Origin of the sequence: Cellulosimicrobium sp. NPDC055967, from assembly GCF_042269845.1 — a bacterium.
Classification (GTDB): domain Bacteria; phylum Actinomycetota; class Actinomycetes; order Actinomycetales; family Cellulomonadaceae; genus Cellulosimicrobium.
In genome coordinates this window covers 1,793-25,604 of sequence record NZ_JBHJYJ010000004.1, presented here as the reverse complement: position 1 = coordinate 25,604, position 23,812 = coordinate 1,793, and the positions used below count along the sequence as shown (strand labels likewise).

The 23,812-nt window shown below is 70.7% G+C and carries 18 protein-coding genes, 5 tRNA genes and 2 pseudogenes; 11 read left to right on the top strand and 14 right to left on the bottom strand.

The annotated features are described in order from the left end of the window. Positions 1-353: 353 nt before the first annotated feature. Positions 354-1,094 (bottom strand): SDR family oxidoreductase, encoded by a 741-nt coding sequence (locus ACFC2L_RS06750; protein WP_375823514.1) that lies wholly within the window; start codon positions 1,092-1,094, stop codon positions 354-356. Positions 1,095-1,209: 115 nt separating this feature from the next. On the opposite strand from ACFC2L_RS06750, the gene ACFC2L_RS06745 reads away from it, so the two are divergent. Further along, positions 1,210-1,803: a TetR/AcrR family transcriptional regulator gene (locus ACFC2L_RS06745; protein ID WP_375823513.1), complete on the top strand. Its 594-nt coding sequence runs from the start codon at positions 1,210-1,212 to the stop codon at positions 1,801-1,803. On the opposite strand, the gene ACFC2L_RS06740 is transcribed toward ACFC2L_RS06745, so the two are convergent. Then, complete coding sequence (locus tag ACFC2L_RS06740) at positions 1,787-1,957, bottom strand: hypothetical protein (RefSeq protein WP_375823512.1); 171 nt, start codon at positions 1,955-1,957, stop codon at positions 1,787-1,789. The genes ACFC2L_RS06745 and ACFC2L_RS06740 overlap by 17 nt on opposite strands. A gap of 118 nt (positions 1,958-2,075) precedes the next feature. After that, positions 2,076-2,984 (bottom strand): aldo/keto reductase, encoded by a 909-nt coding sequence (locus ACFC2L_RS06735; protein WP_375823511.1) that lies wholly within the window; start codon positions 2,982-2,984, stop codon positions 2,076-2,078. Positions 2,985-3,072: 88 nt separating this feature from the next. On the opposite strand from ACFC2L_RS06735, the gene ACFC2L_RS06730 reads away from it, so the two are divergent. Continuing rightward, positions 3,073-3,705: a TetR/AcrR family transcriptional regulator gene (locus ACFC2L_RS06730; protein ID WP_375823510.1), complete on the top strand. Its 633-nt coding sequence runs from the start codon at positions 3,073-3,075 to the stop codon at positions 3,703-3,705. 33 nt (positions 3,706-3,738) lie between these two features. Here the strand turns inward: ACFC2L_RS06730 and ACFC2L_RS06725 are convergent, their stop codons facing one another. The 3 genes from ACFC2L_RS06725 to ACFC2L_RS06715 all read right to left on the bottom strand — a co-directional run bounded on the left by ACFC2L_RS06725 (position 3,739) and on the right by ACFC2L_RS06715 (position 10,387). After that, entirely contained in the window at positions 3,739-6,504 is a 2,766-nt protein-coding gene (locus ACFC2L_RS06725) for an AAA family ATPase (protein ID WP_375823803.1), read from the bottom strand. A 107-nt stretch (positions 6,505-6,611) separates the two neighbouring features. Then, the gene (locus tag ACFC2L_RS06720; protein WP_375823509.1) at positions 6,612-7,373 is read right to left on the bottom strand and encodes a sigma factor; all 762 of its coding nucleotides are present in this window, start codon (positions 7,371-7,373) and stop codon (positions 6,612-6,614) included. A gap of 215 nt (positions 7,374-7,588) precedes the next feature. Beyond that, a complete protein-coding gene (locus ACFC2L_RS06715; protein WP_375823508.1) occupies positions 7,589-10,387 on the bottom strand; it encodes an AAA family ATPase in 2,799 nt (932 codons plus the stop codon). 70 nt (positions 10,388-10,457) lie between these two features. Between ACFC2L_RS06715 and ACFC2L_RS06710 the strand changes: the two genes are divergently transcribed. From ACFC2L_RS06710 to ACFC2L_RS06695, 4 genes are all read left to right on the top strand, one after another. Then, entirely contained in the window at positions 10,458-12,245 is a 1,788-nt protein-coding gene (locus ACFC2L_RS06710) for an L-aspartate oxidase (protein WP_375823507.1), read from the top strand. Between the two features lie 215 nt (positions 12,246-12,460). Next, on the top strand, positions 12,461-13,258 hold the full coding sequence (locus ACFC2L_RS06705; protein ID WP_375823506.1) for an alpha/beta fold hydrolase: 798 nt from the start codon (positions 12,461-12,463) through the stop codon (positions 13,256-13,258). 26 nt (positions 13,259-13,284) lie between these two features. Continuing rightward, positions 13,285-14,235, top strand: coding sequence for an alpha/beta hydrolase (locus ACFC2L_RS06700; RefSeq protein ID WP_375823505.1), 951 nt, complete (start codon positions 13,285-13,287; stop codon positions 14,233-14,235). Positions 14,236-14,259: 24 nt separating this feature from the next. Next, the gene (locus tag ACFC2L_RS06695; RefSeq protein WP_375823504.1) at positions 14,260-15,006 is read left to right on the top strand and encodes an alpha/beta fold hydrolase; all 747 of its coding nucleotides are present in this window, start codon (positions 14,260-14,262) and stop codon (positions 15,004-15,006) included. Positions 15,007-15,084: 78 nt separating this feature from the next. Here the strand turns inward: ACFC2L_RS06695 and ACFC2L_RS06690 are convergent, their stop codons facing one another. Further along, a complete protein-coding gene (locus tag ACFC2L_RS06690; protein ID WP_375823802.1) occupies positions 15,085-15,378 on the bottom strand; it encodes a helix-turn-helix transcriptional regulator in 294 nt (97 codons plus the stop codon). Positions 15,379-15,462: 84 nt separating this feature from the next. Then, positions 15,463-15,999: pseudogene (locus tag ACFC2L_RS06685) on the bottom strand (cupin domain-containing protein); the annotation flags it as partial. A 142-nt stretch (positions 16,000-16,141) separates the two neighbouring features. Here ACFC2L_RS06685 and ACFC2L_RS06680 point away from each other — a divergent pair. Beyond that, positions 16,142-17,089, top strand: a complete 948-nt coding sequence (locus tag ACFC2L_RS06680; protein ID WP_375823503.1) for an SDR family NAD(P)-dependent oxidoreductase — start codon at positions 16,142-16,144, stop codon at positions 17,087-17,089. 4 nt (positions 17,090-17,093) lie between these two features. Here the strand turns inward: ACFC2L_RS06680 and ACFC2L_RS06675 are convergent, their stop codons facing one another. The 6 genes and pseudogenes from ACFC2L_RS06675 to ACFC2L_RS06650 all read right to left on the bottom strand — a co-directional run bounded on the left by ACFC2L_RS06675 (position 17,094) and on the right by ACFC2L_RS06650 (position 23,102). Beyond that, the gene (locus ACFC2L_RS06675; protein ID WP_375823502.1) at positions 17,094-18,095 is read right to left on the bottom strand and encodes an NADPH:quinone reductase; all 1,002 of its coding nucleotides are present in this window, start codon (positions 18,093-18,095) and stop codon (positions 17,094-17,096) included. 1 nt (position 18,096) lies between these two features. Beyond that, positions 18,097-19,254, bottom strand: a pseudogene (locus ACFC2L_RS06670) (low temperature requirement protein A); the annotation flags it as partial. Positions 19,255-19,467: 213 nt separating this feature from the next. Continuing rightward, positions 19,468-20,217 carry an SDR family oxidoreductase gene (locus tag ACFC2L_RS06665; protein ID WP_375823501.1) on the bottom strand — a complete coding sequence of 250 codons (750 nt, stop codon included), beginning with the start codon at positions 20,215-20,217 and terminating at the stop codon, positions 19,468-19,470. A 744-nt stretch (positions 20,218-20,961) separates the two neighbouring features. Further along, positions 20,962-21,033: transfer RNA gene (locus tag ACFC2L_RS06660), tRNA-Val, on the bottom strand. A gap of 54 nt (positions 21,034-21,087) precedes the next feature. Next, a complete protein-coding gene (locus tag ACFC2L_RS06655) occupies positions 21,088-22,008 on the bottom strand; it encodes an aminotransferase class IV (RefSeq protein ID WP_375823500.1) in 921 nt (306 codons plus the stop codon). Next, positions 22,005-23,102 (bottom strand): anthranilate synthase component I family protein, encoded by a 1,098-nt coding sequence (locus tag ACFC2L_RS06650; RefSeq protein ID WP_375823499.1) that lies wholly within the window; start codon positions 23,100-23,102, stop codon positions 22,005-22,007. The genes ACFC2L_RS06655 and ACFC2L_RS06650 overlap by 4 nt, the downstream gene beginning before the upstream one ends. Positions 23,103-23,279: 177 nt before the next feature. On the opposite strand from ACFC2L_RS06650, the gene ACFC2L_RS06645 reads away from it, so the two are divergent. The 4 genes from ACFC2L_RS06645 to ACFC2L_RS06630 all read left to right on the top strand — a co-directional run bounded on the left by ACFC2L_RS06645 (position 23,280) and on the right by ACFC2L_RS06630 (position 23,798). Continuing rightward, a tRNA-Gly gene (locus ACFC2L_RS06645) sits at positions 23,280-23,352 on the top strand. A gap of 48 nt (positions 23,353-23,400) precedes the next feature. Then, positions 23,401-23,471, top strand: a tRNA-Cys gene (locus tag ACFC2L_RS06640). A gap of 22 nt (positions 23,472-23,493) precedes the next feature. After that, positions 23,494-23,565: transfer RNA gene (locus ACFC2L_RS06635), tRNA-Val, on the top strand. 160 nt (positions 23,566-23,725) lie between these two features. Further along, positions 23,726-23,798 (top strand) — tRNA-Gly (locus ACFC2L_RS06630). Positions 23,799-23,812: the final 14 nt, after the last annotated feature.

Here is a 23,812-nt window from a genome sequence, read left to right as displayed (position 1 = left end):
CGGCGACATCGAGCTGGCCCTCGTGGATCCGCGGCCCTACATGACCTATCAGCCGTTCCTTCCAGAGGTCGTGGCGGGATCCGTGGAGGCCCGGCGGCTACCACGTGCTCGCTATCCCCACCTGGGAGCGAAAGGTACGCGTGCTCGCCGTGTGGCTGACGGCCTCGCTCTTCGGGCGCGACATCGTCTCGCTGGCGTCGGTGCAGAGACCGCGCGCAGCGTCCGTCGCTGCGACACCCGCGGATCCGAGGCCGGCGACGACGGACGGCTCGACGGGCCCGACGCGCCGGGTCGCCTGACACGAGCACGCCGCCCGCGACGCCACTGCCGGCGTCACGGGCGGCCTTCGCCCATCAGAGCACCTGCTCCGTCGGCCGAATGAGGAGCTCGCTGATCGACACGTGCGGCGGGCGGGTCACCGCGAAGAGGACCGCCTCGGCAACGTCCTGCGGATCCAGGATCCGGATCTCCCCGGCCATCCGTGCGGCGAGCTCGCGCATGGCCGGGTCGCTGAGGTGGCTCGCCAGCTCGGTGTCGACCATGCCTGGCTCGACGAGCACCACGCGAACCCCCTGCTGCGCAACCTCCTGGCGCAGGGCCTCCGAGAAGGCGTTCACACCGTGCTTGGTGGCGGCGTAGACACCGGCGCCGGCCGATGCCGTTCGACCTGACGTCGACGACGTCTGCACCAGGGTCCCCCGGCTGGCGATGAGGTGCGGAAGCGCGGCGTGCGACACGTGCATGGTGCCCAGCAGGTTCGTGCGCATCATGCGCTCCCACTCCCCCGGGTCGGCGTGCTGTACGGGTCCGGTGAGCATGACGCCCGCGTTGTTGACCACGACGTCGATCCCCCCGAGCATCTCGGCAGCGGTCGCCACGCCCGCCCGCGCGGAATCTTCGTCGGCGACGTCGAGAGCCAGCGGCATGATCGTCCCTGACAGCCCGTCGGCCTGAGCGGCGACCTCCTTGAGTCGCTCCACCCGCCGCCCCGCAGCGACGACACCGGCCCCGGCGTCGGCAAACGTGCGAGCGACTGCCGCGCCGATGCCCGACGAGGCCCCCACGACCAGCACCTTGCGATCCGTCATGTCCATTGCCTACTCCTCTTCCAATCCCCAAGATGACCAAGCGGTCATGTTAGATGCTACCTCTAGAACATGACCGACGGGTCATGTTCTGCTAGCGTGACCGGCGAAGGAGGTGGTCGCGATGCGCGCTGATGCTGCACGTAACCGCGAGGCGGTCATCTCAGCGGCCGCCAGCGTCCTGGCAAGTTCGGGCCTGAGCGCCTCGGTGTCCGACATCGCCGATCGAGCGGGAGTCGCGAAGGGCACGGTCTTCCGGCATTTCGCCTCGAAGGAGGACCTGGTCTCTGCCGTCGTCGCCGGCCTGGTCAACGAGCTCGTCGATCAGGCCGAGGGCCTTCTCGACGCGACCGACCCCCTGCAGGCACTGCGGGAGTTCGTTGCCGCCGGGATCAGGCTGCAGGCACGAGATCAGGCCTTCTGCCAGCTCGCGTCGACGGCAGAGCTCGCGATCCCGGGCCTGACGGAACGGCGGACGCGCCTCGAGAACGTCGCCGACCTCCTGGCCCGCCGCGCGGTGGAGGCCGGCGCAGTACGTGCCGACGTCACCGGCCGCGAGGTGGTCGGGATGATGACCGCCTCGTATCAGGGCGCGTGCGCGACCGGCGACCCGGGACGCTGGCCGTACTTTCTCTCGCTCCTCGTCACCGGACTTCGTCACGCGGACGACTCGTCCCCCTCGCCACCGAGGCAAGCCGTCGTCACGGCCAGGGCGTGAACCATCTCCGCTTGAACGCCGCCCAGCGCTTCCTGAAGGACAGCCGGCGGAGCTCGCTGCGGGTTGGCGCACCGATCACCCGCTCGAGCGCGCGGTCGAGGCGGAGCTCGTATCCGATGTCCGCCAGTCGGCGCTCTTCCCACTTGCTCAGCATGTGAACTTCCGCCTCCCCTGCAATGAGCCCGCCCACGGAGGGCAGAGCGTGCGACTGAACGTTCGACCAGGCTGGCGGACGATCCGTGACGGCGGGTCGACCTGATGCGGGAGCCGGGCTACCGCCTTGCCGCCGAAGGATCGGTCCAGACGGAGTTCAGCGCGGCGAGTGTCGAGTCGTCGAGCACGATGTCGCCCACCGCAAGGTTGTCCCGCAGGTGCTCGATCGAGGCAGTGCCAGGGATGAGCAGGACATTCGGCGCGCGATGAAGGAGCCAGGCCAGTCCCACCTGGGCCGGTGTGAGCTCGAGACGCTCCGCCGCGGATCGCACCACCGGCTCGTCAGTCACCCTCGGCGCGCCCTGCATCGTGCCCCCGAGCGGGTAGAACGGGACCCACGCGATCTTCTCGTCGATCGTCAGCTCCAGGAGGTCTTCACGGTCACGAGCCACGACGCTGTAGTTGTTCTGCACGCTCGCGACCCCGGCGGGCAACGCGCGCTGCACGATGTCCAGGCTGACGTTGCTCAGACCGATCGCGCCGACGAGGCCCTCGTCGCGCATCTGGACAAGCTCGGCGAGCTGGTCGTCGACGTCGACCCTCTGATCGTCAGGGATCGGCAACCCGTCCATGCGCCGCAGGTGGACGACCGAGACCTGGTCGACCCCCAGGCCGCGCAAGTTCTCCTCGACGCCCGCGCGCAGCTGCTCCGGTCGCTGGGCGGCTCGCATGCCGGCCTCGCTCGGCTCGACACCGACCTTCGTCGCGACGACGACGCCGTCGTGGGACCGGAGCGCCTCGCGCAGAAGCCCGTTGACCCAGCCACCGGCGTAGAACTGTGCCGTGTCGACGTGGTCGACACCGAGCTCGAACGCCCGGCGAACCAGCATGAGGGCCGCAGCGCGATCCTGGCGGAGTCGACCGAGCTGCATCGCGCCGTAGCCGACGGCCGAGACGGTCCGGCCTCCGATCTCGGCTCGCCGAGTGCCGGACGGGCCGGCGGAAGCAGCGGGGATGAGAGCTGTCATGGTCACGACCTCGGTTCCCGTGGGAGTATGGCGCTAAGCGGAGGGTCTTCCGCTTAGACACGCTACCCCACACCGGAAGGGCTTCCGATTGAAGTTGCCACGGACACACGATGTCGACCCTCCCACCGGGCCGGCGGACGGGACGCCACGGCCGCTGCGCGCAGACGCACAGCGCAACCGCGACCGGCTCGTCGACGCAGCGCGGGCCGCTCTGGCGAAGGACGAGGGCGCCTTGACGTGCGAGGATGTCGCCCGCGATGCCGGGGTGGGGGTCGGGACGCTCTATCGCCACTTTCCGAACCTCGGAGCGCTCGTCGAGGCTGTCTACAGCGCCGAGCTGGACCAGCTGGCGGCAACGGCGCCGGGGCTGCTCGATCACTTCCCGCCCGATGAGGCACTCCGCACGTGGGCCGAGCGCTACGTGCGCTTCACGACGACTCAGCCCGGCCTGAGGCCAGCCCTCCGTTCCGGCATGGCGAGCGGCACCGTCCCGGCCCCGCACACCCGCCAGGTGCTCACGAGGGTCGTCGCCGACTTCCTCGCGTCCGGTGCCCGCAGCGGTTCGCTCCGCGCGGACGTCAGCCCGCAGGGCGCCACATCGCTTCTCCTGGGCGTGATGCTCTCCATCGCGACCGAACCGGCGCACGACGCCGGGTCCGACCGCATCCCGGCGATGGTCGGCCTGTTCGTCGACGCGTTGCGGGCACCGACTGCCAGTTGACCGCGAACCCGTTCGTCTGACGTCTGCCGACTGTCAGGCCTGTAGATCCGCGAGCCGTGCGCCGATGTCCTTGCGCGAGCTGATGCCCAGCTTCGAGAAGACCTTGCGCAGGTGCCACTCGACGGTGTGTGCGCTCAGGAAGAGTTGGGCGCCGATCTCGGGGTTCGTCAGACCGTCAGCCGCGAGCTGCGCGATGCGCGCCTCCTGCTGCGTCAGATCGACGCCGGTGCTCGCGTCCTGCGACGGCTTCGGCATCTGCACCCCGACAGCGGCGAGTTCCTGCCGGGCGCGCTCGGCGAACGCGGCCGCCCCGAACGTGCTCAGCATCCGGTGGGCGAGATCGAGGTTCCGCCTTGCCTCGGATCGCCGTCCCGAACGGCGGAGCCACTCGCCGTACGACAGGTGCGCCCTGGCGAGGAACATTCGCGTACCGCCCCGCTCCAGCCGGTCGATCGCTTCCCGATACCGCCCGTCGGTGTCACGCTCGTTGCCGACCATGGCGGTGACGAGCGCTGCGGTCCCGAGTGCCCAGTCGGTACCGCTCGCCGCCGCCATCTCGACGACGCGCCTCGCCTCGGTGATCGCATCCCCCGGGCGGCCCAGGTGTGCCGCCCCCCAGACGAGCTCGACCATCGCGGAGGACGACAGACCCATCTCGGTGGGATAGGACGCACCGCGCCGGGCCGCGTCGAACGCCTCGTCGTAGCGGCCCAGACCGTTGTAGAGGACGGCCGCTGCCCAACCGGTCGCTGTCGAGACCTTCCCCTCACCATGCAGGAGGAAGTCGTCGGTGACCGTCTGGATGGTCCGTAGCGCCTGCGACTCCCGGCCCTTCCACGGGTCGACGACCAACGCCGCGTAGTGGGCCAGGACGTTGCTGCCGGTGACGTCGCCCACGTTCGCCGCCTCTGCCACGAGCGAGTCCGCCACGGAGAGCTCCCCGGCGAACACCCGGTTGGACAGGCGGAGCAGCAGCGCCGACGGGAGCACTGACAGGGCGCCGGTGCCACGCGCCAGTTCGACCAGGGAGCCGGAGAGGGACGACCAGGTGTCGAAGTCCCAGGCGTTATGGGCCACGCGGCACACGAGCGGCAGCCAGCCGAGCGCCTCGTCCGGTGGCAGCGCGGCCGTCCGGTAGCTCATGAGAGTTCGCTGAATCTGCGGAAGGCCCGCGGCGTACCCGTCGGCTATCACGCGGGACAATCCCACGAGGAGCAGGTCGGATCGGGTGGGCTCGCTCGAGGTCGTCATCTTCAGCACCGACGAGGCGACCTGCTCGATGGACCCGCCGGCGAGCCTGCCGGCCGTCAGCGCCGCGTACATGGCATCGCGGTACGTCTTCTTGGCCAGCTTCGGGTCGAAGTTCTCCAGGCGTTCTGCGGCGGAAAGCAACAGGGGAAGACCTTTGGCCGCGCTTCGAGAGAAGAACTGCAGCCGACCACGCACCAGGTCCGTCCGGGCCTCGTCATAGGCGCTGAGCGGGCTGAGGCTCGCGATGTCGAGCAGTTCCAGCGCCTCGTCGTAGGCGCCGGCCTGACTCTTCGCCTGAGCAGCAGCGAGCGCACGCCGTCCTCGTGCCGTGGGATCGGGGGTGAGTCGTGACGCGCGGTCCAGGAACGCCGCCGCGGCCGCGACACCACCGCGTTCCATCGAGCGCGACGCCGCCTGCTCCATCTGGGTCGCGACACTCTCGGCAGGCTCCGGTGCCGCGCTGGCCAGGTGCCACAACCGACGATCCGGGTCTGACGCCGGGTCGATGGCGTCCGCGAGCGCCTGGTGCACGCGTCGGCGCTCCTGGGGCGTCGCTCCGCGATAGGCCGCCGACCGGACCAGCGGGTGGCGAAAGCGAACCATGCCGCGCCTGGTGACCAGCCCGGCGTTCTCCGCCTCCCGTGCCGCCTCGTCGACGTCGATGCCCATTCTCTCGCCCGCGCGTTGCAGCAGCGCCGCGTCTCCCACGGGTTCGGCCGCCGCGACGAGCAGCAGCTTCCGTGTGGCGGGCGCGAGGTTCTCGATCCTGTGCAGGAACCCCGTTTCGATGCGGCTCGCCAACGGTTGTCCATCGGCCCCCACCGGGTCGGCAGTGCTCAGAGGCGTCCGGTCGCGGGGTAGCTCCAGGATGGCGAGCGGATTGCCTCGCGCCTCGGCAAGGATCTGCTCGCGGATCCGGACGTCGAGCTGGCCGGGCGCGACAGTCTGCAGAAGCGCACGGGCGTCGTGATCCGCAAGTCCCACGATCTGCAGCGCGGGCAGCCGCTCGAAGAATGCGCGTGGGGCCGGCACGCGCTCGGCGAACAGCAGAACCACCCGCTCGGCCACCAGTCGGCGTGCGACGAAAGCGAGCGTCTGCGCAGAGATCTGGTCGAGCCACTGGGCGTCGTCGACGAGACAGATCACGGGCTCGTCCTGGGCGGCGTCACCCAGCAGGCTGAGGACGGCCAGCCCGACGAGGAATCGATCGGGAGGACTGCCCGCACTCATCCCGAACGCGGTCTCCAGCGCCGCCCGCTGCGGCGCACGAAGCTGAGCGAATCGGTCGAGCAACGGCGCGCACAGCTGGTGCAGCCCGCCGAAGGCTAGTTCCGTCTCCGCCTCTACGCCGGCAACGCTGATGACCCTGAATCCCTGCGCGCTGGCACGCGCGTACTCGATCAGCGCGGACTTGCCGATGCCGGGTTCACCACGAAGGACCATGGATGCGCCCTGGCCGTCCCTGGCGGCCTGCAAAAGGTCGTCCACGACGGCGCACTCGCGACGCCGGCCCAGGAGCCTTCCCGACGCCTCGCCAGATCGCTGCATGGTCACCGAGATTATCCTGCCGCGCCCGACGCCCAGCGCGTCGCGCCAGCGACCCGCGCGGCGCGGCGGCCGTGGTATCGGCGTGCCGGTTCCCGTGGTGAGTACGCTCATGCGGCCAGCGCGGGCGTCGCCCCGCGGCGCATGTCGGCGGGCTTCCTCGAGGGTGCCGACGCGAGGCTCAGCGCCGGGCGCACGTGGTGGGCGAGGCATCGCTCCAGGCTCTCGAACTCACCCGTACGGCTGGCCGTCAGGAAGGCCGTGACGAGGCGGCGGTGGGACCGAGGCTCCACCGCGGAGCGCTCCGTGCCCCGTTCGATGCGCCACCGGGCTCGGCTCACCAGCTGTCGCGCGTTGACGGCGCTCGTGCGCAGCAGCCGCGAGACGTCCGCGTAGGAGTAGTCGAACATGCTCCGCAGCAGGTAGGCGGCAAGCTCCGCCCGGGTCAGCCGCGCCATCAGCACGGCGAGGGCCTGCTCGACGGCCGCCGACTGGTCGGCCTGTCCGGACGGGTCGGACACCGTGTCACCCGATTCGGCCGCGATGGTCTCGCTCGGTGCCTCGTAGCGGTGGTGGGCCGACTGAATGACGTTGATCGCCAGCCGGGTGGTCGTCGTGGTCAGGAACGCCTCGGGGTTCTTGATAGCGCCCCTGTCGGTGCGCTGCCATCGCAGCCACGCCTCCTGCACCACGTCCTCGGCGCTCGAGACGTCGCCGCCGGTGACCCGGTAGGCGATGCGGAACAGCCGGGGACGCTGCGAGACGAAGAACGCGATCGCCTGCTGCAGCTCGATGTCGGGTGCGTCAGTCCGCTCGGACGGTTCCTCGGCGATCACGATCGTCGGCGTGGTGTCGGTGCTCGGTGCGTACATCTCGGACTCCTTCGGAGAATGACCGTCGCCCTCCAAGGGCGGTGCATTCACCTTTCGTCCGCGGCACCGATTACCGCGCCACGGGAGTCCGTGGTCGAGTGCGTGGGCGAGTCCGTGGGGGTAGCCGTGGTGCGCCACCACGGACCATGGGGAAATCAGTATCTTCGCAGGTCATCGCCGATGACGCGTGCGTGAGCCTGTCGCCGACAGACGGGTCACGCGGGCGTGCGCATACCGCGGGCCACACCGTCGGGCTCGATCGCAGCGAGCGCGCCGCGCAGCTCGCGGCGGGAGGAGATCCCGAGCTTCACGTACACCTTGCGAAGGTGCCATTCGACCGTGTGCGGGCTGAGGAAAAGCTCCGCGCCGATCTTCGGGTTCGTCATGCCGTCTGCTGCCAACGCGGCGATCTGCGCCTCCTGAGCAGTCAGGCGCGCCGCTGGTTCTACGCTGCGCGCCCGAACCTGGTCGCCCGTGGCGAGGAGCTCACGGCGTGCTCGCTCGGCGAAGGCGCTCGCCGACATCTCCTCGAACATGTCGTGCGCCGCCCGGAGCTGTACCCTGGCGTCCGAACGTCGGCCCTCCCGGCGCAACCATTCGCCGTACAGGAGGTGGGTCCGTCCGACCTCGACGACGACCCGGTCTCGCCTAAGGTGTTCGAGGGCGCTCCGATAGAGCGCGTCGGGCTCGCCGCCGGCGCCGACGAGAGCTGCACACCGTGCCCGGATCCCCTGCGCCCACCCGGTGTCGGCCGCCAGTGTCAGCGCATCGAGGCGAGCGAAGGACTGCTCCGCCTGCTCCGGCGCGCCGCAGCGCACTGCGGCCTCGATGTGTTCGACCAACGACAGGCCCGTGAAGTTGAACCCGTCGTGGTCGATTCCGGTCTGCGAGGCTGCCAGAGCCTCGTCGTACCGCGCCAGCCCGTTGAACAGCACGCCCTGGACGTATCCCGTCACGCCGAGGAGGGACACCTCACCGCGTTCCGTGGCTCGGTGGCGTGCCTCGTCGATGAGGACTGTGGCGGGGCCCTCGACGCCCCGCCACGCCGAATGGACGAGCGCGGCGTAGGCGTGCGGGGCGTTGCCGGTCGCTGCGGCGATCGCGTCGGCCTCGTCGATCAGGCCGGCGGCCCGTGTCAGGTCGCCATGGTGGATGTCCACGCCGCTCGCGTAGATGAGCGCGGGCGGCAGCACCCCGAGGGCTCCGATGTCTCGGGCCAGGCGCACGGCGCGTGCGGACAGGACATCCCACGCGTTCAGGTCCCATGCGTGGTGGATGAACGCCTCCAACGCGACCGGCGCCAACAGGAGCCACCTCATCGTGGCGTCGCGGCCGTCGAGCTCCTCGTGCGCGAACGGCTCGAGCGCGGCCCTCAGGGCCGGAACGCCCTTGCCCGGGCCGTCGGAGAGCAGCATCGCCACAGCGTCCAGCAGGACGTCGGACGGGGCAGAGCCCGGCGTCGCCGCGCCGAGCTCGCGCGCCGCCCACGCAGCGGCGACGGCACCGGACGGCCCGTGGACCCGGCCGGAGAAGACCGTCGCGCTGATCGCCTCGAGGTAGGTCTCGCGCGCCAGCGCGGATTTCTCCTTCGCGAACGTCGACGCGGCGTCCAGGAGGAGCGGGGCGGCCTCGTCGCTCCGACTTCGCGCGAACAGGACGCGTGCACGCAGGCGGGTGAGCCGAGCACGGTCGAGCGGGCTCAACGGGCAAAGATCTGCGACGGACGCCATCTCCGTGGCTCGGTCGGGAGACGCGGCGGAGAAGTGCGCCTCCGCCGCGGCAAGGGCCCGGCGTCCCCGCAGTCCCTGGTCGGGCGTCAGGTCGGCAGCCCGCTCGAGGAGCACGGCCTCGGCCGCCATACCGCCGCGTTGCCGGGCCCGGTCGGCCGCCTGCTCCAACGCCTCGGCGACCCCCTCGTCGAGACCTTCGCACGACTGCGCGGCGTGCCACGCTCGCCGGTCGGGCTCCAGCTTGGGATCCGTGGCGGACGCGAGCGCCCGATGGACGCTGCGGCGCTCCTGCGGTGTCGCCGCGCGGTAGACGGCGGAGCGAGCGAGGGGATGACGGAACCGGATCGACTCGCCGAACTCGATGAGCCCGGCGGCCTTGGCCGGCGCGGCATCTGGCGTGATGCCCAGGTGACCGGCCGCCCGCTGAAGCAACCGGCTGTCACCCACGGGCTCGGCGGCGGCCAGGAGCAACAGAGTCCGCGTCGACGCCGGGAGCGACTCCAGCCGGCGTGCGAAGTCCTCCTCCACACGGCTCGAGACCGACGATGTGTCGGCAGCGTCAAGGCCGTAGACCAGTTCCGCCCCACTGCGACCGCGTGAGAGCTCGAGCAGCGCGAGCGGATTTCCGTGGGTCTCCGCAACCAGCCGCTCACGGACCGGCCCCTCCAATCCACCACCGACCGCGATGTCGAGCAGCTCGCCGGCGGAGACAGGGTCGAGTCCCTCGACCCTGAGCTCGGCGAGCCCGGTCAGCGCTGCCGTCCCTTCCGGCTCGCGAACGGCGAAGACCATCGCGACGGACTCGGCAAGCAGCCGTCGGGCCACGAACTCGAGCGTCTGACGCGAGACCTGGTCCAACCATTGCGCGTCGTCGACCACGACGAGCACCGGCCTGGGCTCCGATGCCCGGGTGAGCAGGGTCAGCACGGCCAGCCCGACCAGGAACCGGTCAGGCGGGTCACCGGCCGCGATGCCGAAGGCGACCTGAAGGGCGTCACGCTGCGGTCCGGGCAGGGCGGGGATCTCGCTGAGGAACGGGGTGCACAACTGGTGCAGGCTGGCGTATGGCAGTTCCATGTCGGCCTCGACGCCTTGCGCCCGAGTCACCGTGATCCCCGATGCCTGCGCGGTCACGTAGTCGAGCAGTGCCGTCTTTCCCTCTCCGGCCGCACCTCGCAGAACACGAACGGCCGAGTCCCCGCTGCGAAGGCGAACGAGCAGATCGTCCAGGACCGCACGCTCGGGTACCCGTCCGACCAGCTTCGGCAGCGACTTGGTGCTCATCGGACTCCTGGGCTCGCGGCGAGCGTCACGTCTGTGGCCGCCCTCGGAGGCAGATTACCCGGGTTGTCACATGCGGCGACGTCGCACGGTCGACCAGGACGACCACACGTCTGCCTCAGGAGGAATCGTGTCTCCACGCGTCCATCAGCTCGCCACCTCGGTCGTCGTGATCGGGACCGGAGGTTCAGGACTTCGCGCAGCCATCGAGCTCGCAGAGTCGGGGGTCGCCGTGCTCGCGGTGGGCAAACGGCCGGCGTCCGACGCCCATACGTCGCTCGCGGCAGGCGGCATCAATGCCGCACTGGCGACGACGGACCCTGCTGACACCTGGGAGCAGCACGCGGCGGACACACTCCAGGAGAGCTACCTGCTGGCCGACCCCCGGACGGTTCAGGTCGTGGCCCAGAACGCGCCGCGGGGCATCGACGACCTGGAGCGGTACGGCATGCGCTTCGACCGGCAGCCCGACGGACGGATCGCGCAGCGGTACTTCGGCGCGCACACCTACCGGCGTACCGCCTTCGTGGGCGACTACACGGGACTGGAGGTCCAGCGGACCCTCGTCAACCGCGCCTCCCAGTTGGACATCCCGGTGCTGTCGACCGTCTACATCACGCAGCTGCTGGTGAACGACGGGGTCGTCTTCGGCGCGTACGGCTTCGACCTCACCGACGGATCGCGATACCTGATCCACGCGGATGCCGTGATCCTCGCCGCGGGCGGGCATACCCGCATCTGGCGGCGCACGTCGTCCCGCCGCGACGAGAACACCGGCGACGCGTTCCGCCTCGCTGCCGACGCGGGGGCCAGGCTGCGCGACGCCGAGCTGGTGCAGTTCCACCCGTCGGGGCTGGTCGAGCCGGAGAACGCCGCGGGAACGCTCGTCAGCGAGGCCGCACGTGGCGAGGGCGGAGTCCTGCTCAACAACCTCGGCGAACGATTCATGGCCCGGTACGACCCCGAGCGCATGGAACTGTCGACACGCGATCGGGTCGCGCTCGCGTCGTACACGGAGATCAAGGAGGGTAGGGGAAGCCGTTCCGGCGGCGTCTGGCTGGACCTCTCCCACCTGCCGCGCGAGACGATCCTCACGCGGCTGCCGCGCGTCTACCAGACGCTGCTGGAGCTGCAGATGCTGGACGTCACGCGCGACCCGATCGAGGTCGCCCCGACGGCCCACTACTCGATGGGCGGCGTCTGGGTGCGCCCGGAGGATCACAGCACAGACGTCGACGGGCTCTTCGCCATCGGGGAGGCCTCGAGTGGGCTGCACGGCGCGAACCGGCTCGGCGGGAACTCTCTCATCGAGCTCCTGGTCTACGGCCGGATCACCGGTCGCGCGGCCGCCGATTACTCGGCAGGGCTCGCGACGCAGAGGCGGTCGCTCGGGGCGATCCGGGACGCCGACTCGTCGATCGACATGCTGCTAGACGCCGACGGCGACCAGAACGTCCGGGCGATGCAGCGCAGCGTCCGGGACCTGATGACCGAGCACGCGGGAGTCGTCCGCGACGAGGTCGGCCTGCGCGCCGGGCTCGCCGCCCTGGACGAGGTCGAGGACCGGATGTCGCACGCCGGCGTGCACATCGACATCGCCGGATACCAGGACCTCGCGCACGCATTCGACCTTCGCTCTGCCGTCCTCTCGGCCCGGGCCACGCTGGAGTCCGCGCTGGAGCGGCGGGAGTCGCGCGGCTGTCACAACCGGTCCGACTATCCCGACCTCGATCCGGAGCTGCAGGTCAACCTGGTGTGGTCCCCCGCCCACGGCGTGCAGCGGGAGGCCATCTCGCCGATCCCGACCGACATCGCCGAACGGATGCACGACGTCTCGGCCGACGGGAAGCTGGTCGAGTAGAGGCCTCCCGGGATCCGCCCGAGACGGCTCCCGCGGACGGCGGGTGTCACGCAGGTGCTCGACGCCCGGTCGATCAGTGCGACGGCATCCGCCGTCCCGCGAGGGCCATCGCCCAGCGGTTCCGCCCTCCGAACGGGAGACTTCTCATGACCGTGACAACTCGCTCCGCACTGCGCAGGGCGCGGCGCAGGGCACGCCGCCGAGCCGGCCTCGCGATGCTGGTCAGTCTGTTCACCATCGGCTCGGTGGTCGCGCTCCCCGGGGCCGCGGACGCCCACACCAGCGAGCGCCACGGCTCGAAGCCCACGATCGTCCTGGTCCACGGCGCGTGGGCCGATGCGTCGAGCTGGACCGGCGTCGTCCGACAGCTGCAGGCCGACGGATACCGCGTGGTCGCGCCGGCGAACCCGCTGCGGTCCCTCGAGTCGGACTCCGACTACCTCGAGACGCTCCTCGCCACCATCGACGGGCCGATCGTCCTCGTCGGGCACTCCTACGGGGCCGCGGTCATCACCAACGCCGCCGCCGGGGACCCGGCCGTCCAGGCCCTGGTGTTCGTCAACGGCTCGGTGCCCGCCGAGGGTGAGACGGTCGCGGAGCTCGCGGGTCCCGACTCGGCGCTGTCGGTGTCCGACCCGACGACGATCTTCGACTTCGTCCCCGCCGCGCTACCGCCGACGCCCGAGACCGATGTGTACCTGAAGTCCACGACGTTCCTGCGGTCCTTCGCCACCGGCCTGAGCCGTGACCGTGCACTCGCATTGTGGGCGACACAGCGGCCCGTCACGTTCGGAGCGCTGAACGAGACCTCCGGAAAGCCCGCGTGGGAGTCGATCCCGAGCTGGTACCTGATCGGCACCGAGGACCGGGTGATCCCGTCGAGCGCCCAGGAGGACATGGCCGACAAGGCCGGATCGACCGTGGTCCGGTACCACGCCGGCCACCTCGGCCCCATCACTCACCCCACCCAGGTCACCCGGACCATCACCGCGGCAGTGCGCGCCACCCGCTGACCGCAGCTCTCCCGAAAGGAAAGACCATGAGCAACCACCACCTCGAGCCCGAGGCGCAGACGATCGCCGACGCGACCGCGAAGCCGCCGTTCTTCTACGAGATGACGCCCGACCAGGCGAGGAAGGTCCTGGACGACCTCCAGGCCCTCCCGACCTCCAAGCCCGACGTCGAGGAGGAGTGGATCGTCGTCCCGGCGCACGTCGGCGAGGTGCACGTGCGCGTCGTCAAGCCGGCCGGGACCGCCGCCCCCCTGCCCGCCATCCTCTACATGCACGGCGGCGGCTGGGTCCTCGGCAACGCCGGGACCCACGACCGGCTGGTGCGGGATCTCGCCACCGGCGCCAACGCCGCCGTCGTCTTCGTGGAGTACGACCGGTCGCCAGAGGCGCAGTACCCGGTAGCGATCGAGCAGGGGTACGCGACCGCGCAGTGGATCACGGCCCACGGAGCCGACCTGGGCATCGACCCCGAGCGGATCGCCGTCGCCGGCGACTCCGTGGGCGGCAACATGGCCGCGGCGCTGACGATCATGGCCAAGCAGCGTGGCGACGTGACCTTCGTGCACCAGTCGCTCTACTACCCGGTGACGGACGCCGCGCAGGACTCGGCCAGCTACGTGGAGTTCGCCGAGGGGCCGTTCCTGCTCGCGAAGTCCATGGCGTGGTTCTGGGACGCGTACCTGCCGGACCTGTCCAAGCGTGCCGAGATCACCGCGTCGCCCCTGCGCGCCACGCTCGCGGACCTGGCAGGACTGCCCGAGGCGTTCGTGGTGGTCGACGAGAACGACGTCCTGCGCGACGAGGGCGAGGCCTACGCGCGCAAGCTCATCGAGGCCGGTGTCCGGACCACGACCGTCCGGTACAACGCGACCATCCACGACTTCATGATGCTCAACCCGCTGCGTCCGTCTGCCGCCTCGAGCGGCGCGATCGCGCAGGCCGTCGGCATCCTCCGCACCGTGCTCCACGGACGCTGACCTCTTCACGACAGGAGAACCCTCATGAGTACCCAAGTCCCGACCATCGTGCTCGTGCACGGCGCGTTCGCCGAGTCCGCCAGCTGGGACGGCGTCATCGACCGGCTCCACGAGCTCGACATCGACACGATCGCGGTCGCCAACCCTCTGCGCAGCGTCACCAGCGACGCGGCCTACCTGCGCGACGTGATCTCCGGCCTCGGCAAGCCCGTACTGCTCGTCGGCCACTCGTACGGCGGAATCGTGATCACCGAGGCAGCCGCAGACAACCCGGCGGTCGTCGGGCTCGTCTACGTCTCCGCGTTCGCCCCGAACCACGGGGAAAGCGCGCTCGAGCTCTCGACCCACGTCCCCGGGAGCACCCTGGGCGACGCCCTCACGGCCTACCCGGTGTCGACGGGGGGCAACGAGTTCACGATCCGCCTCGACGCGTTCCACGACCAGTTCGCAGCCGACGTCCCCGCAGTCGTCGCCCAGAACATGGGCCGCACCCAGCGCCCCGTGACCGAGGTGGCGCTCAGCGAGGGTCTGCCCACCAGCTCGCCCGCCTGGCAGACCCTGCCGTCGTGGTTCGTCTTCGGCGACCAGGACCGCAACATCCCGGCGGCAGAGCTGCGTCTTGAGGCCCAGCGTGCGCGTGCTCGAAGCGTCAACGAGGTGTCCGGCGCCTCGCACGCGATCGCCGTCTCGCGCCCCTACGAGGTCACGGGCACCATCCTCGAGGCGCTCAGGGAGTTCAGGACCGCCGGCACCGCGCACGACGCCGCCTGAGGCGCCGCACCCCGGCGCCTCGTGGAACCCAAGGTGGGTGGCCGCCACGGCGGCCACCCACCTTCGTCGTCAACGGCATCACGATGTCCCTCGCCGACGCCGATAGACACTCGGGGACATCCCGAGGACCCGCTTGAACGCCACGCTCAAGGCGCTTTCCGTGCCGTAGCCCACCGAGTGGGCGACACTGGCGACCGTCATCTGCCCGTCGTGCAGCTGACGAGCCGCGAGCTCGATACGCCAACGGGTGAGGTAGTCCAGGGGCCCGATCCCCACGAGGGTCTTGAACCGCGAGGCCAGGGTGGAGCGAGAGACCGACGCCCGCGCCGCCAGCTCCGCCACGGTCCACGGGTGCGCCGGGTCCCCGTGCATCTGCGCGAGCGCAGCGGCCACGACGGGATCTCTGAGACCCGCCATCCAGCCCGACGCGGCACGAGGGTCCCGCGCGATGTGGAGGCGCAGCACATGGACGAGCATGACCGTGGCGAGATGCTCGGCGACCACGCTCGAGGCCATCGGCCTGTGCGTGAGCTCGTCCTCGATCTCGGACAACGCCCACGCCACCGTCTCCGCATGTCGACTGCCCGCCGGGATGTGCAGCACCGGAGGCAGCCGGCCGATCAGGAGCTCCCGAGCGCGCGCTCCGAAGGAGAACTCGCCACCCACGAGCAACACCCCATCGCCTTAGCCCACCCGGGCGACACCGTCTTCCGCCCGCGCGAACACCGGCCCCGCGTCGACAGGAACGGCGGCCGGGTCGCTTCGCAGCACGAAGGGGGCAGGGCGCGTGAGGAGGTAGCAATCCCCCTGCGACAGCTCGATCACCCCCTCGACCCCGTCAACCTCGAGCACGCACGAGCCACGACGTACGGCGTTGAACTTCACTCCCTCCGGCGGCTCGAACCGCAGCGCCCACGTTCCTCCGGCGGCAAGGGGGGCGGAGAGATGGCTGCGCGGCGAGAGCAGGGTCAGAACGTCTTCGAGCGGATCCATCAGCATCCCGATCAGGCTGGACGATCACGAAAGTTTGCTAGCCCTTCAAATAGAGATCGTCCAACATTCGCGGCCTAGCCTGAATCCAGGCCCCCACCTATCCCAGGAGAGCAGACACGTGACAACCGACGATCTCCGTCGAGTGACGACCCCGTTCACCCCCAAGGCCAGCGCCCGCGACGTCGTCGACGGCATCGACCTCACTGGCCGACGCGCCGTGGTCACCGGAGGCAGCGCAGGCCTCGGCGCCGAAACGGTACGCGCCCTACATTCCGCCGGCGCGGAGGTCACGATCGCCACACGACGCCCTCGAACCGCGGATGCGCTCCTGGCGGAGCTGAACTCGGCGAGCTCGGCCGCCCGGGTACGGGTCGAGGCGCTCGACCTCGCCGACCTGGCCTCGGTCCGCAGCTTCGCACGGGCGTGGAGCGGGCCGCTCGACATCCTCGTGGCGAACGCCGGCATCCTCGCGCTGCCCGAGCGCACCCTGACACCGGAGGGCTGGGAGATGCAGCTCGCGACGAACTACCTGGGCCACTTCGCGCTGACCCTCGGCCTCCACGGTGCGCTACGGCAGGCCGAGGCGGCTCGCATCGTGGTCGTCAGCTCCGGCGCGCACCGGGACTCGCCCGTCGACTTCGAGGACCCGCAGTACGAGCGACGGCCCTACGACCCCTGGGGGGCCTACGGGCAGTCCAAGACCACGGACATCCTGCTCACCGTGGGGGCGCGCCGCTGGGCGGGTGACGGCATCACCGCCAACGCGGCCAACCCGGGATACATCCTCACCGGCCTGCAGCGGCACGTGGACGACGACACCATGCGCGCCTTCGGCGTCATGGACGGCGAGGGCAAGCTGACGCCGCTGCCGTACTACAAGACGCCCGAGCAGGGGGCGGCCACCTCCGTGCTCCTGGCCACGTCGCCGCTCCTGAAGGGCGTGACCGGTCGCTACTTCGAGGACAACCAGGAGGCGCGAACGGTGCGAGACGACGACACCGAGCCAGGCGGCGTCGCGGAGCACGCGCTGGACCCGGAGTCCGCCGACCGCCTCTGGGAGTACGCGACGGGAACTATCGGCGACATGTGAGGTGTCAGCCCCGCGCAGGCCTCAGCACGAGCCGAACTCCAGCCGCGGTGCCCGTCTCGATGCGTGCGTGCGCCTCACCGGCCCGATCGAGGGGAAGCTCCTCGATCGGGCCGGGTTCCAACGTTCCCTCGCGCACGAGCCGGTTGATCTGTCCGGCGGCAGCGGCGAGCTCCGCCGTCGACGCGTTGCTGATGGCGTACCCGACGATGCGTCCGTCTCGGGTGTACAGAGATCCGACCGGGAGGCCGGGGCGTTCTGACAGGCCGGCCATGAGGACGATGCGTCCCCTCTGTGCCAGGAGCTCGACCGCGAGCTCGAGGTCATGGCGGCCGGAGGTGTCCAGGTGCAGGTCGACGCCATCAGGTGCCGCGTCGCGCAGCAGGTAGCCCAACCTAGGATCGCGGTAGTCGAAGGCCTCGCGCGCGCCGAGCCGCCGGCACGCGTCGAGGTCCGCCGCGCTGGCCGTCGCGACGACGCTCGCTCCGACGCGGGTCGCGAAGACCGTCGCCACCCGTCCCACGTGGCCCGCCGCTCCGGCTACCAGGACTGTCTCGCCGGCCCGGGCGCGGCCGTGTACCACGATCCCCAGGAATGCGGTCGCGGCCGGGTGGACGACAGCGACCAGCTCAACAGGGTCTGCGCCGGGTGGGGCGTGATACAGCCTGTCCGCGGCGACGACAGCGAACTCGGCGGCCGCGCCCTGGCGTCCACCGTGTCCCAGGCTGTTCGTCCAGACGAGGTCGCCCGGCCTGAAGCCGATGATGCCCGACCCGCACGCCACGACCGTGCCCACGAGGTCCCGTCCGACGACGAACGGGAACGGCATCGCCGTCTGGTAGGCACCGGACCGCACGAAGGTGTCAACGGCGTTCACAGCCACCGCCTCGACCTGCACGAGCACGTCGGTCGGGCCGCAGCGGGGCACGGGGACCGGACCGTACTGGATGCTGCTCGCCGGGCCACGACTCTCGACATAGGCCGCATTCATCGTGTCGAGCCCCACCATGTCAGTCTCCCTGCGTCTGTTCTCTCACGCCGATGTCGGTCGATCGACGTCCACTTCCACGTCCGGGGCGGCGTGGGTCCGTGTGATCCACGACGACCGCTCCTGCTGCGGCCAGCGCCACCAGACAGATGCCCGCAATCAGGCCCGTCGCCTGGGACGCCGGGACGACGATCAGGAGGATCAACAGGAGCGTGACGGTCGCAGCACGATTCCGGGACGGGCGTCCTCCGCCGCCGAGGCGCAACAGCTCGACCGACGCGATCGTCAGAGCGACCGGAGTGGCCACGGTGAACGTGGCGACCCAGACGGGCAGGGCCGCCGTATGACCGGTGCTGGCGGCGACTGTGACCTCAAGGCCAGCACCAAGCGCGGCGAGGGATGCGAACGGCACATAGTGGCCGTATCCCCAGAGGAAGGAACGGTGTCGCCGGACAGCGAGTGGCTCGCCGGCAGGCACCGCGAAGTAGAGCCACCAGAGCGATGCGATGATCGCGAGACTCGACGCGGAAATGATGGCCAGGCTCAGGCCTGCAGCGTCCTCCACGACGCTGACGACGCCCGTCGTCACGGCGAGCACTCCCTCGCCGAGGAGGATGATCGTGAACAACGAGTAGCGCTCTGCGATGTGGTGCGGATGCCACGACGTCGGGCCTCCGGCACGCTCGGCCCACACGGGGACCAGGAGCTCCATCGCTGCCAAGGTCACGAACGTCGCGACGCCGAACCGATCGGTCAACCCCAGCCGGGCGAGCCACAGGATCTGCAGGCTGGCGATGCCGCCGGCGTACCGCAGGGAGGTCGGTCGACCCGAGGGGTGTTGGACCGCCGCGCGGAGCCACATGCTCAGTAGCCCGACCCGCATGATCAGGTAGCCGATCGTGACGACCGCGTAATCGCTGTGTTCGAAGGCTCGGCCCGTGCCCGCCGCGAGGACGAGCACGCCGCCCATCTGAACGAAGGTTGCCAGGCGGTAGGACAAGTCGTCGATGTCGTATGCCGACGCGAACCATGTGAAGTTCATCCAGGCCCACCAGATCCCGAAGAGGACCATGAGGAAGGGCCCGATGGCCGACGAGAGGTGCCCGTCGAGCGTGGCGTGGGCCAGCCGCCCGGCAAGCTGCGCGATTGCGACGACGAACGTGAGGTCGAAGGGCAGTTCGAGCGGGGTGGCTGATCAGTGGGCCTCGTCGATCTCTCGAGGGCGCATGCTCCGCCGTCCGGTACGAGAGCGGCCGACTATTGCGGGGTACGGCGGCACGGCTTCCTCCGACCGGTGGTGAACGAGGTTCGTCCGGTGCCCGGGCGGGGCACGCCCAGGCACCGGACAGCTCACCGCCCCGAGGGGGGAAGACTCAGGACGACGAGCGTTCGATCAGCGGCCGGAGCCGGCGAGCCACTCCTCGTAGCTCGTCGTGCCCAGGACCGCGTCGGGGCCGGGGACGAGGTCGTCGTCCTTCAGCACGGTCCCGAAGTACTTCGCGCTCGGGTCGGCGACGATCTCCCGCTCGTCCCCGGTGCGAGCCAGCGCAGCCCCGATGAACTCCGACATGCGGACCTTCTCGGGGCCGCCCGTCTCCGCGATGCCGTTCACCGGCTCGCCGGCCGCTGCCCGCCCGACCGCCGTGGCGACGTCGTCGGAGGCCATCGGCTGGTAGTAGGCCGTCGACAGCTGCGCCTTGCCGTCGATCATCGAGGAGTTGGCGATGGCGGTGGAGAACTCGAAGAACTGGGTAGCACGGACGATCGTGTAGGGGATGCCCGACTCCACGATCAGCTTCTCCTGCGCGACCTTGGCGCGCAGATAGCCGCTGTCCGGCAGCCGGTCGTCGCCGACGATCGACAGGGCGACGTAGTGCTTGACCCCCGCCTCCTTCGCCGCGGCGATCAGGTTGTTGGTCGACGTCACGAAGAAGTTCATGACGTCGTCGTCCGCGAACGACGGGGAGTTGGACACGTCGATCAGGACATCCGCTCCGGCGACCGCCTCCGTCACCCCCTCGTTGGTGATCGTGTTGCAGCCGGTCTGCGGGGCGGCGGGGCTCGCGTCGTGCCCATGGGCGTTGAGCTTCTCGACGACCTTGGAACCGATCAGTCCGGTCCCACCGATGACGACAACCTTCATGGGAAGCACCTCTCTGGAATCTGGGAGATGAGGGGCTGCGCCGTAGGTCTCGCGACCCCTCTGCACCACTGACCGAGCAGCGGCGCAAGGTGTGACAGCGGCGGGTGACGAGCGGGTCCAGTCGCTCTCTGCTTCCGGCCTGGCCCACAGCGGGCCCCGGTGAAACCCGGTGAGTCCCGTCCTTACCTGCGACTCGACCCTCCGCTTGTCGCAACGTTCGACCGAGGGGTGCGCCAGGCTGTGACACCCGTTCTTGCTGTCCTTGCGCGGATCGGTCGGACCGTCTTGCGCGGCGAGTGCGCAGTCGAAGGAGCCTCGGTCCCGCACGGCGCACGCGGGCGAGCGGTGAAAGATGGCTGGACGATATCGATCCAGAACTTCTCCCCGTACGCATGCTGACCTGTGCCGATGCATGGTCCGAGGGGCGCGTACGGGGTACGTACGGGGTGGTGCACCCCGTACGTTCTCGGTAACGCACTCAGCCCAGCGTGAGGCGCATGAAGCGCGCTACCGCTCCCGCGGTCTGTACGCCGGCGACGATCGTCGCCGCGTCGTCCGCGCCGTCGCTCGGGCGGGCGGCGCTCACCTACGCAGAAGCAGAAGTGGCCGTCTTTCCCCGCCAGTCGGACGGGAAGGCGCCGATGACGCGGCGCGGCTTCCTCGACGGTCGGGTCCACCAGGGGCAGACACGAGAGAGGGCCTCTGACCTGCGGATTCGCAGGTCAGAGGCCCCAACACTCAGGGTGGGCGATACTGGGTTCGAACCAGTGACCTCTTCGGTGTGAACGAAGCGCGCTACCACTGCGCCAATCGCCCGAGTGCGTGGTCGATACTAGCCTGAAACGGACCGGATCGAAAAACCGGCGCGGATCAGGGGTCGAGACGCTCGCGACGGCGCCGCTCGAAGAGCTCGCGCGCGGCGAGCGACAGCCCCCCGGCCGCGACGTCGACACCGTCGATCCAGGTCACGGGCTGGACGTTGCGGACCGAGCCGGTGAGGAGCAGCGCGGCCTCTCCTGCGGTCACCTCGTCGAGCACGGCGAACGGGAGCTCTCCGGGACGGGCCTCGCGCACGGGCAGCCCGTCCTCCGCGGCCCACTCCAGCAGCAGCTCGCGCGTGATGCCGGCGAGGCAGCCCGACGCCAGCAGCGGCGTGACGAGCTCGCCCCCGCGCTCGACGAACACGTTCGCCCCCGTGCCCTCGCACAGGTCGCCCGCGGTGTTGGCGAGGAGCGCCTCGTCGCCGCCCTGCGCGACGGCGTGGGCGAGGGCGACGACGTTCTCGGCGTACGACGTCGTCTTGAGCCCGGCGACGGCCGACCGCTCGTTGCGCGTCCACGGCGAGCGCACGGCGCGCCCGGTGGGGCTGAGGGTCGCGGGTCCGGCGGCGACGACGACGGTCTGCGCGCCGGGCGTCCGACCGGAACCGAGCGGGCCGACACCCGCGGTCACGGTGATGCGCAGGCGGCCGACGTCGCCCGCCCCCGCGCGCGTCCGGGCGCCGGCCTCGGCGAGGACGGCCGCGACGCCGTCGAGCACGCGCTGCTCGTCCGGCGCGTCGAGCCCGAGGCCCACGGCGGACCGCGCGAGCCGGCGCAGGTGGCGCGTGAGCGCGAACGCCTGCCCGTCGAACACCGCGCACGTCTCGAACACGCCGTCCCCGACCGTCAGGCCGTGGTCCACCGCGCTCAGCGCCTCCTCGCCCGGGCGGACGAGACGTCCGTCGGCCCAGATCACGAGGTTCTCGGACGGGCGGTCGGACGTCGGCGTCGTGGCGGCGGCGGGGCTCATGGCTCCAGTGTGCCGGAGGCGAGGCCGACGAGGCGCCGCGCCTTGAGCTCGGTCTCCTCCCACTCGCGCGCCGGGTCGCTCCCCCACGTGATCCCGGCCCCCGTGCCGAACCGGAGCACGCCGTCGGCCCACCAGAAGGTCCGGATCCCGACGGCGAGCACCGCCTCGTCGCCGTCGACCCAGCCGATCGCGCCGCAGTACGGGCCGCGCGGGACGGGCTCGAGCGCGTCGATGATCCGGAGCGCGGACGACTTCGGGGCGCCGGACACGGACGCGGGCGGGAACGTCGCGTCGAGCAGCGCCGGCCACAGCGACGCGCCGCCGCGCAACCCGGGACGCAGGCGGCCGGTGACCGTGCTCACGAGGTGCACGAGACCCGGGTGCGCCTCGACCGCGAGCAGGTCCGTGACCTCGACGGTCCCCGGGTCGCACACGCGCTGGAGGTCGTTGCGCACGAGGTCGGTGATCATGACGTTCTCCGCGCGGTCCTTGGCGGTGAGCCCGTCCGGGGTGGGCGCGGTGCCCTTGATGGGGCCGGAGGTGACCGCCCCGCCCGCGACGCGGAGGAAGAGCTCCGGCGACGCCGTCACGACCCACGCCGGGTCGACGCCGGAGCCCGCCGGGACGTGCAGGACACCCCCGTACGGCGCCGGGTTCCCGCGGGCCAGACGGCGGCCGAGGGCCACGGCGTCCGGCTCGCCGCAGTCCGGGCCGAGCAGCGGGGCCGACAGCACGCGACAGACGTTGGCCTGGTAGACCTCGCCCTCACGGACCTCGTCGCGCACGCGGGCGACCGCGGCCTCGTACGCGGCCCGGTCCATCGAGCTCGTCCAGCCCGACGGCGCGGGTCCGCGCCACGCGTCCCCGTCCTCCCGGGCGAGCACGGCCGGGTCGACGCGCTCGGCGAACCGCCACGCGCGCGCCCGCCCGCCGCGGGCCCGCGCGTCGAAGTCCGCCACGACGAACCACGGACCGTCGTCGGCGAGCCGCTCCGGCTCGCGCCACAGGTCGACGACCTCCACCACGCCCAGGGCGGCGCGGTCCCCGAAGAGCGCGAGCCCCGGCCTCGACGACGTTCTCCCAGGTCCTGGCACGGGACCACGCTACCGAGCGTGCGCGCACACCCCGACGGGTGCTCGGGACGCGCCCGACGCGCGCGCGACGGTGCCGGTTGGACGCCGGGCGCGAACGTGGACTAATGTCTGGGACGCGCCGGAACGCCGGAGGGCAAACGGGAAGCGATTCCTCGACACCCTCGACAGTCCGGCCGCGCGGATGTGGCTCAGTTGGTAGAGCATCACCTTGCCAAGGTGAGGGTCGCGGGTTCGAGTCCCGTCATCCGCTCGGAGGCCCACTCTCCGTCCGCCCTCGTGGCGGCGGAGGGCAGGTCGCGGTGGAGTGGCCGAGAGGCGAGGCAGCGGCCTGCAAAGCCGTATACGTGGGTTCGAATCCCATCTCCACCTCGCAGACAGCACCACCCCATGGGGGCGATTGGCGCAGCGGTAGCGCGCTTCCCTGACACGGAAGAGGTCACTGGTTCGATCCCAGTATCGCCCACGAGCACGACGCGAGAGGCCGCCCCGGCACCGTCCGGAGCGGCCTCTCGCGTGCCGACCGTCACCCGGACCGGATGCACGGTTCAGGTCGGAAGTCGGCTAGTATGTGCTTCGCGCCGGAACACGGGAGGGCTCACAAGAGCTCTCGCAGGACCGGCCGCGCGGATGTGGCTCAGTTGGTAGAGCATCACCTTGCCAAGGTGAGGGTCGCGGGTTCGAGTCCCGTCATCCGCTCGGAGGCCCACTCT

Excerpts from the sequence above, each read along its gene's own strand:
- ACFC2L_RS06695 (WP_375823504.1), top strand. The coding sequence starts at position 14,260 with ATGAGTACCCAAGTCCCGACCATCGTGCTCGTGCACGGCGCGTTCGCC.
- ACFC2L_RS06710 (WP_375823507.1), top strand. The coding sequence starts at position 10,458 with ATGCGGCGACGTCGCACGGTCGACCAGGACGACCACACGTCTGCCTCA.
- ACFC2L_RS06655 (WP_375823500.1), bottom strand. The coding sequence starts at position 22,008 with ATGAGCCCCGCCGCCGCCACGACGCCGACGTCCGACCGCCCGTCCGAG.
- ACFC2L_RS06705 (WP_375823506.1), top strand. The coding sequence starts at position 12,461 with ATGCTGGTCAGTCTGTTCACCATCGGCTCGGTGGTCGCGCTCCCCGGG.
- ACFC2L_RS06715 (WP_375823508.1), bottom strand. The coding sequence starts at position 10,387 with ATGAGCACCAAGTCGCTGCCGAAGCTGGTCGGACGGGTACCCGAGCGT.
- ACFC2L_RS06745 (WP_375823513.1), top strand. The coding sequence starts at position 1,210 with ATGCGCGCTGATGCTGCACGTAACCGCGAGGCGGTCATCTCAGCGGCC.
- ACFC2L_RS06700 (WP_375823505.1), top strand. The coding sequence starts at position 13,285 with ATGAGCAACCACCACCTCGAGCCCGAGGCGCAGACGATCGCCGACGCG.
- ACFC2L_RS06725 (WP_375823803.1), bottom strand. The coding sequence starts at position 6,504 with ATGCAGCGATCTGGCGAGGCGTCGGGAAGGCTCCTGGGCCGGCGTCGC.
- ACFC2L_RS06750 (WP_375823514.1), bottom strand. The coding sequence starts at position 1,094 with ATGGACATGACGGATCGCAAGGTGCTGGTCGTGGGGGCCTCGTCGGGC.
- ACFC2L_RS06720 (WP_375823509.1), bottom strand. The coding sequence starts at position 7,373 with ATGTACGCACCGAGCACCGACACCACGCCGACGATCGTGATCGCCGAG.
- ACFC2L_RS06665 (WP_375823501.1), bottom strand. The coding sequence starts at position 20,217 with ATGAAGGTTGTCGTCATCGGTGGGACCGGACTGATCGGTTCCAAGGTC.
- ACFC2L_RS06675 (WP_375823502.1), bottom strand. The coding sequence starts at position 18,095 with ATGGTGGGGCTCGACACGATGAATGCGGCCTATGTCGAGAGTCGTGGC.
- ACFC2L_RS06690 (WP_375823802.1), bottom strand. The coding sequence starts at position 15,378 with ATGCACGGGGACCCGGCGCACCCGTGGACCGTGGCGGAGCTGGCGGCG.
- ACFC2L_RS06740 (WP_375823512.1), bottom strand. The coding sequence starts at position 1,957 with ATGCTGAGCAAGTGGGAAGAGCGCCGACTGGCGGACATCGGATACGAG.
- ACFC2L_RS06735 (WP_375823511.1), bottom strand. The coding sequence starts at position 2,984 with ATGACAGCTCTCATCCCCGCTGCTTCCGCCGGCCCGTCCGGCACTCGG.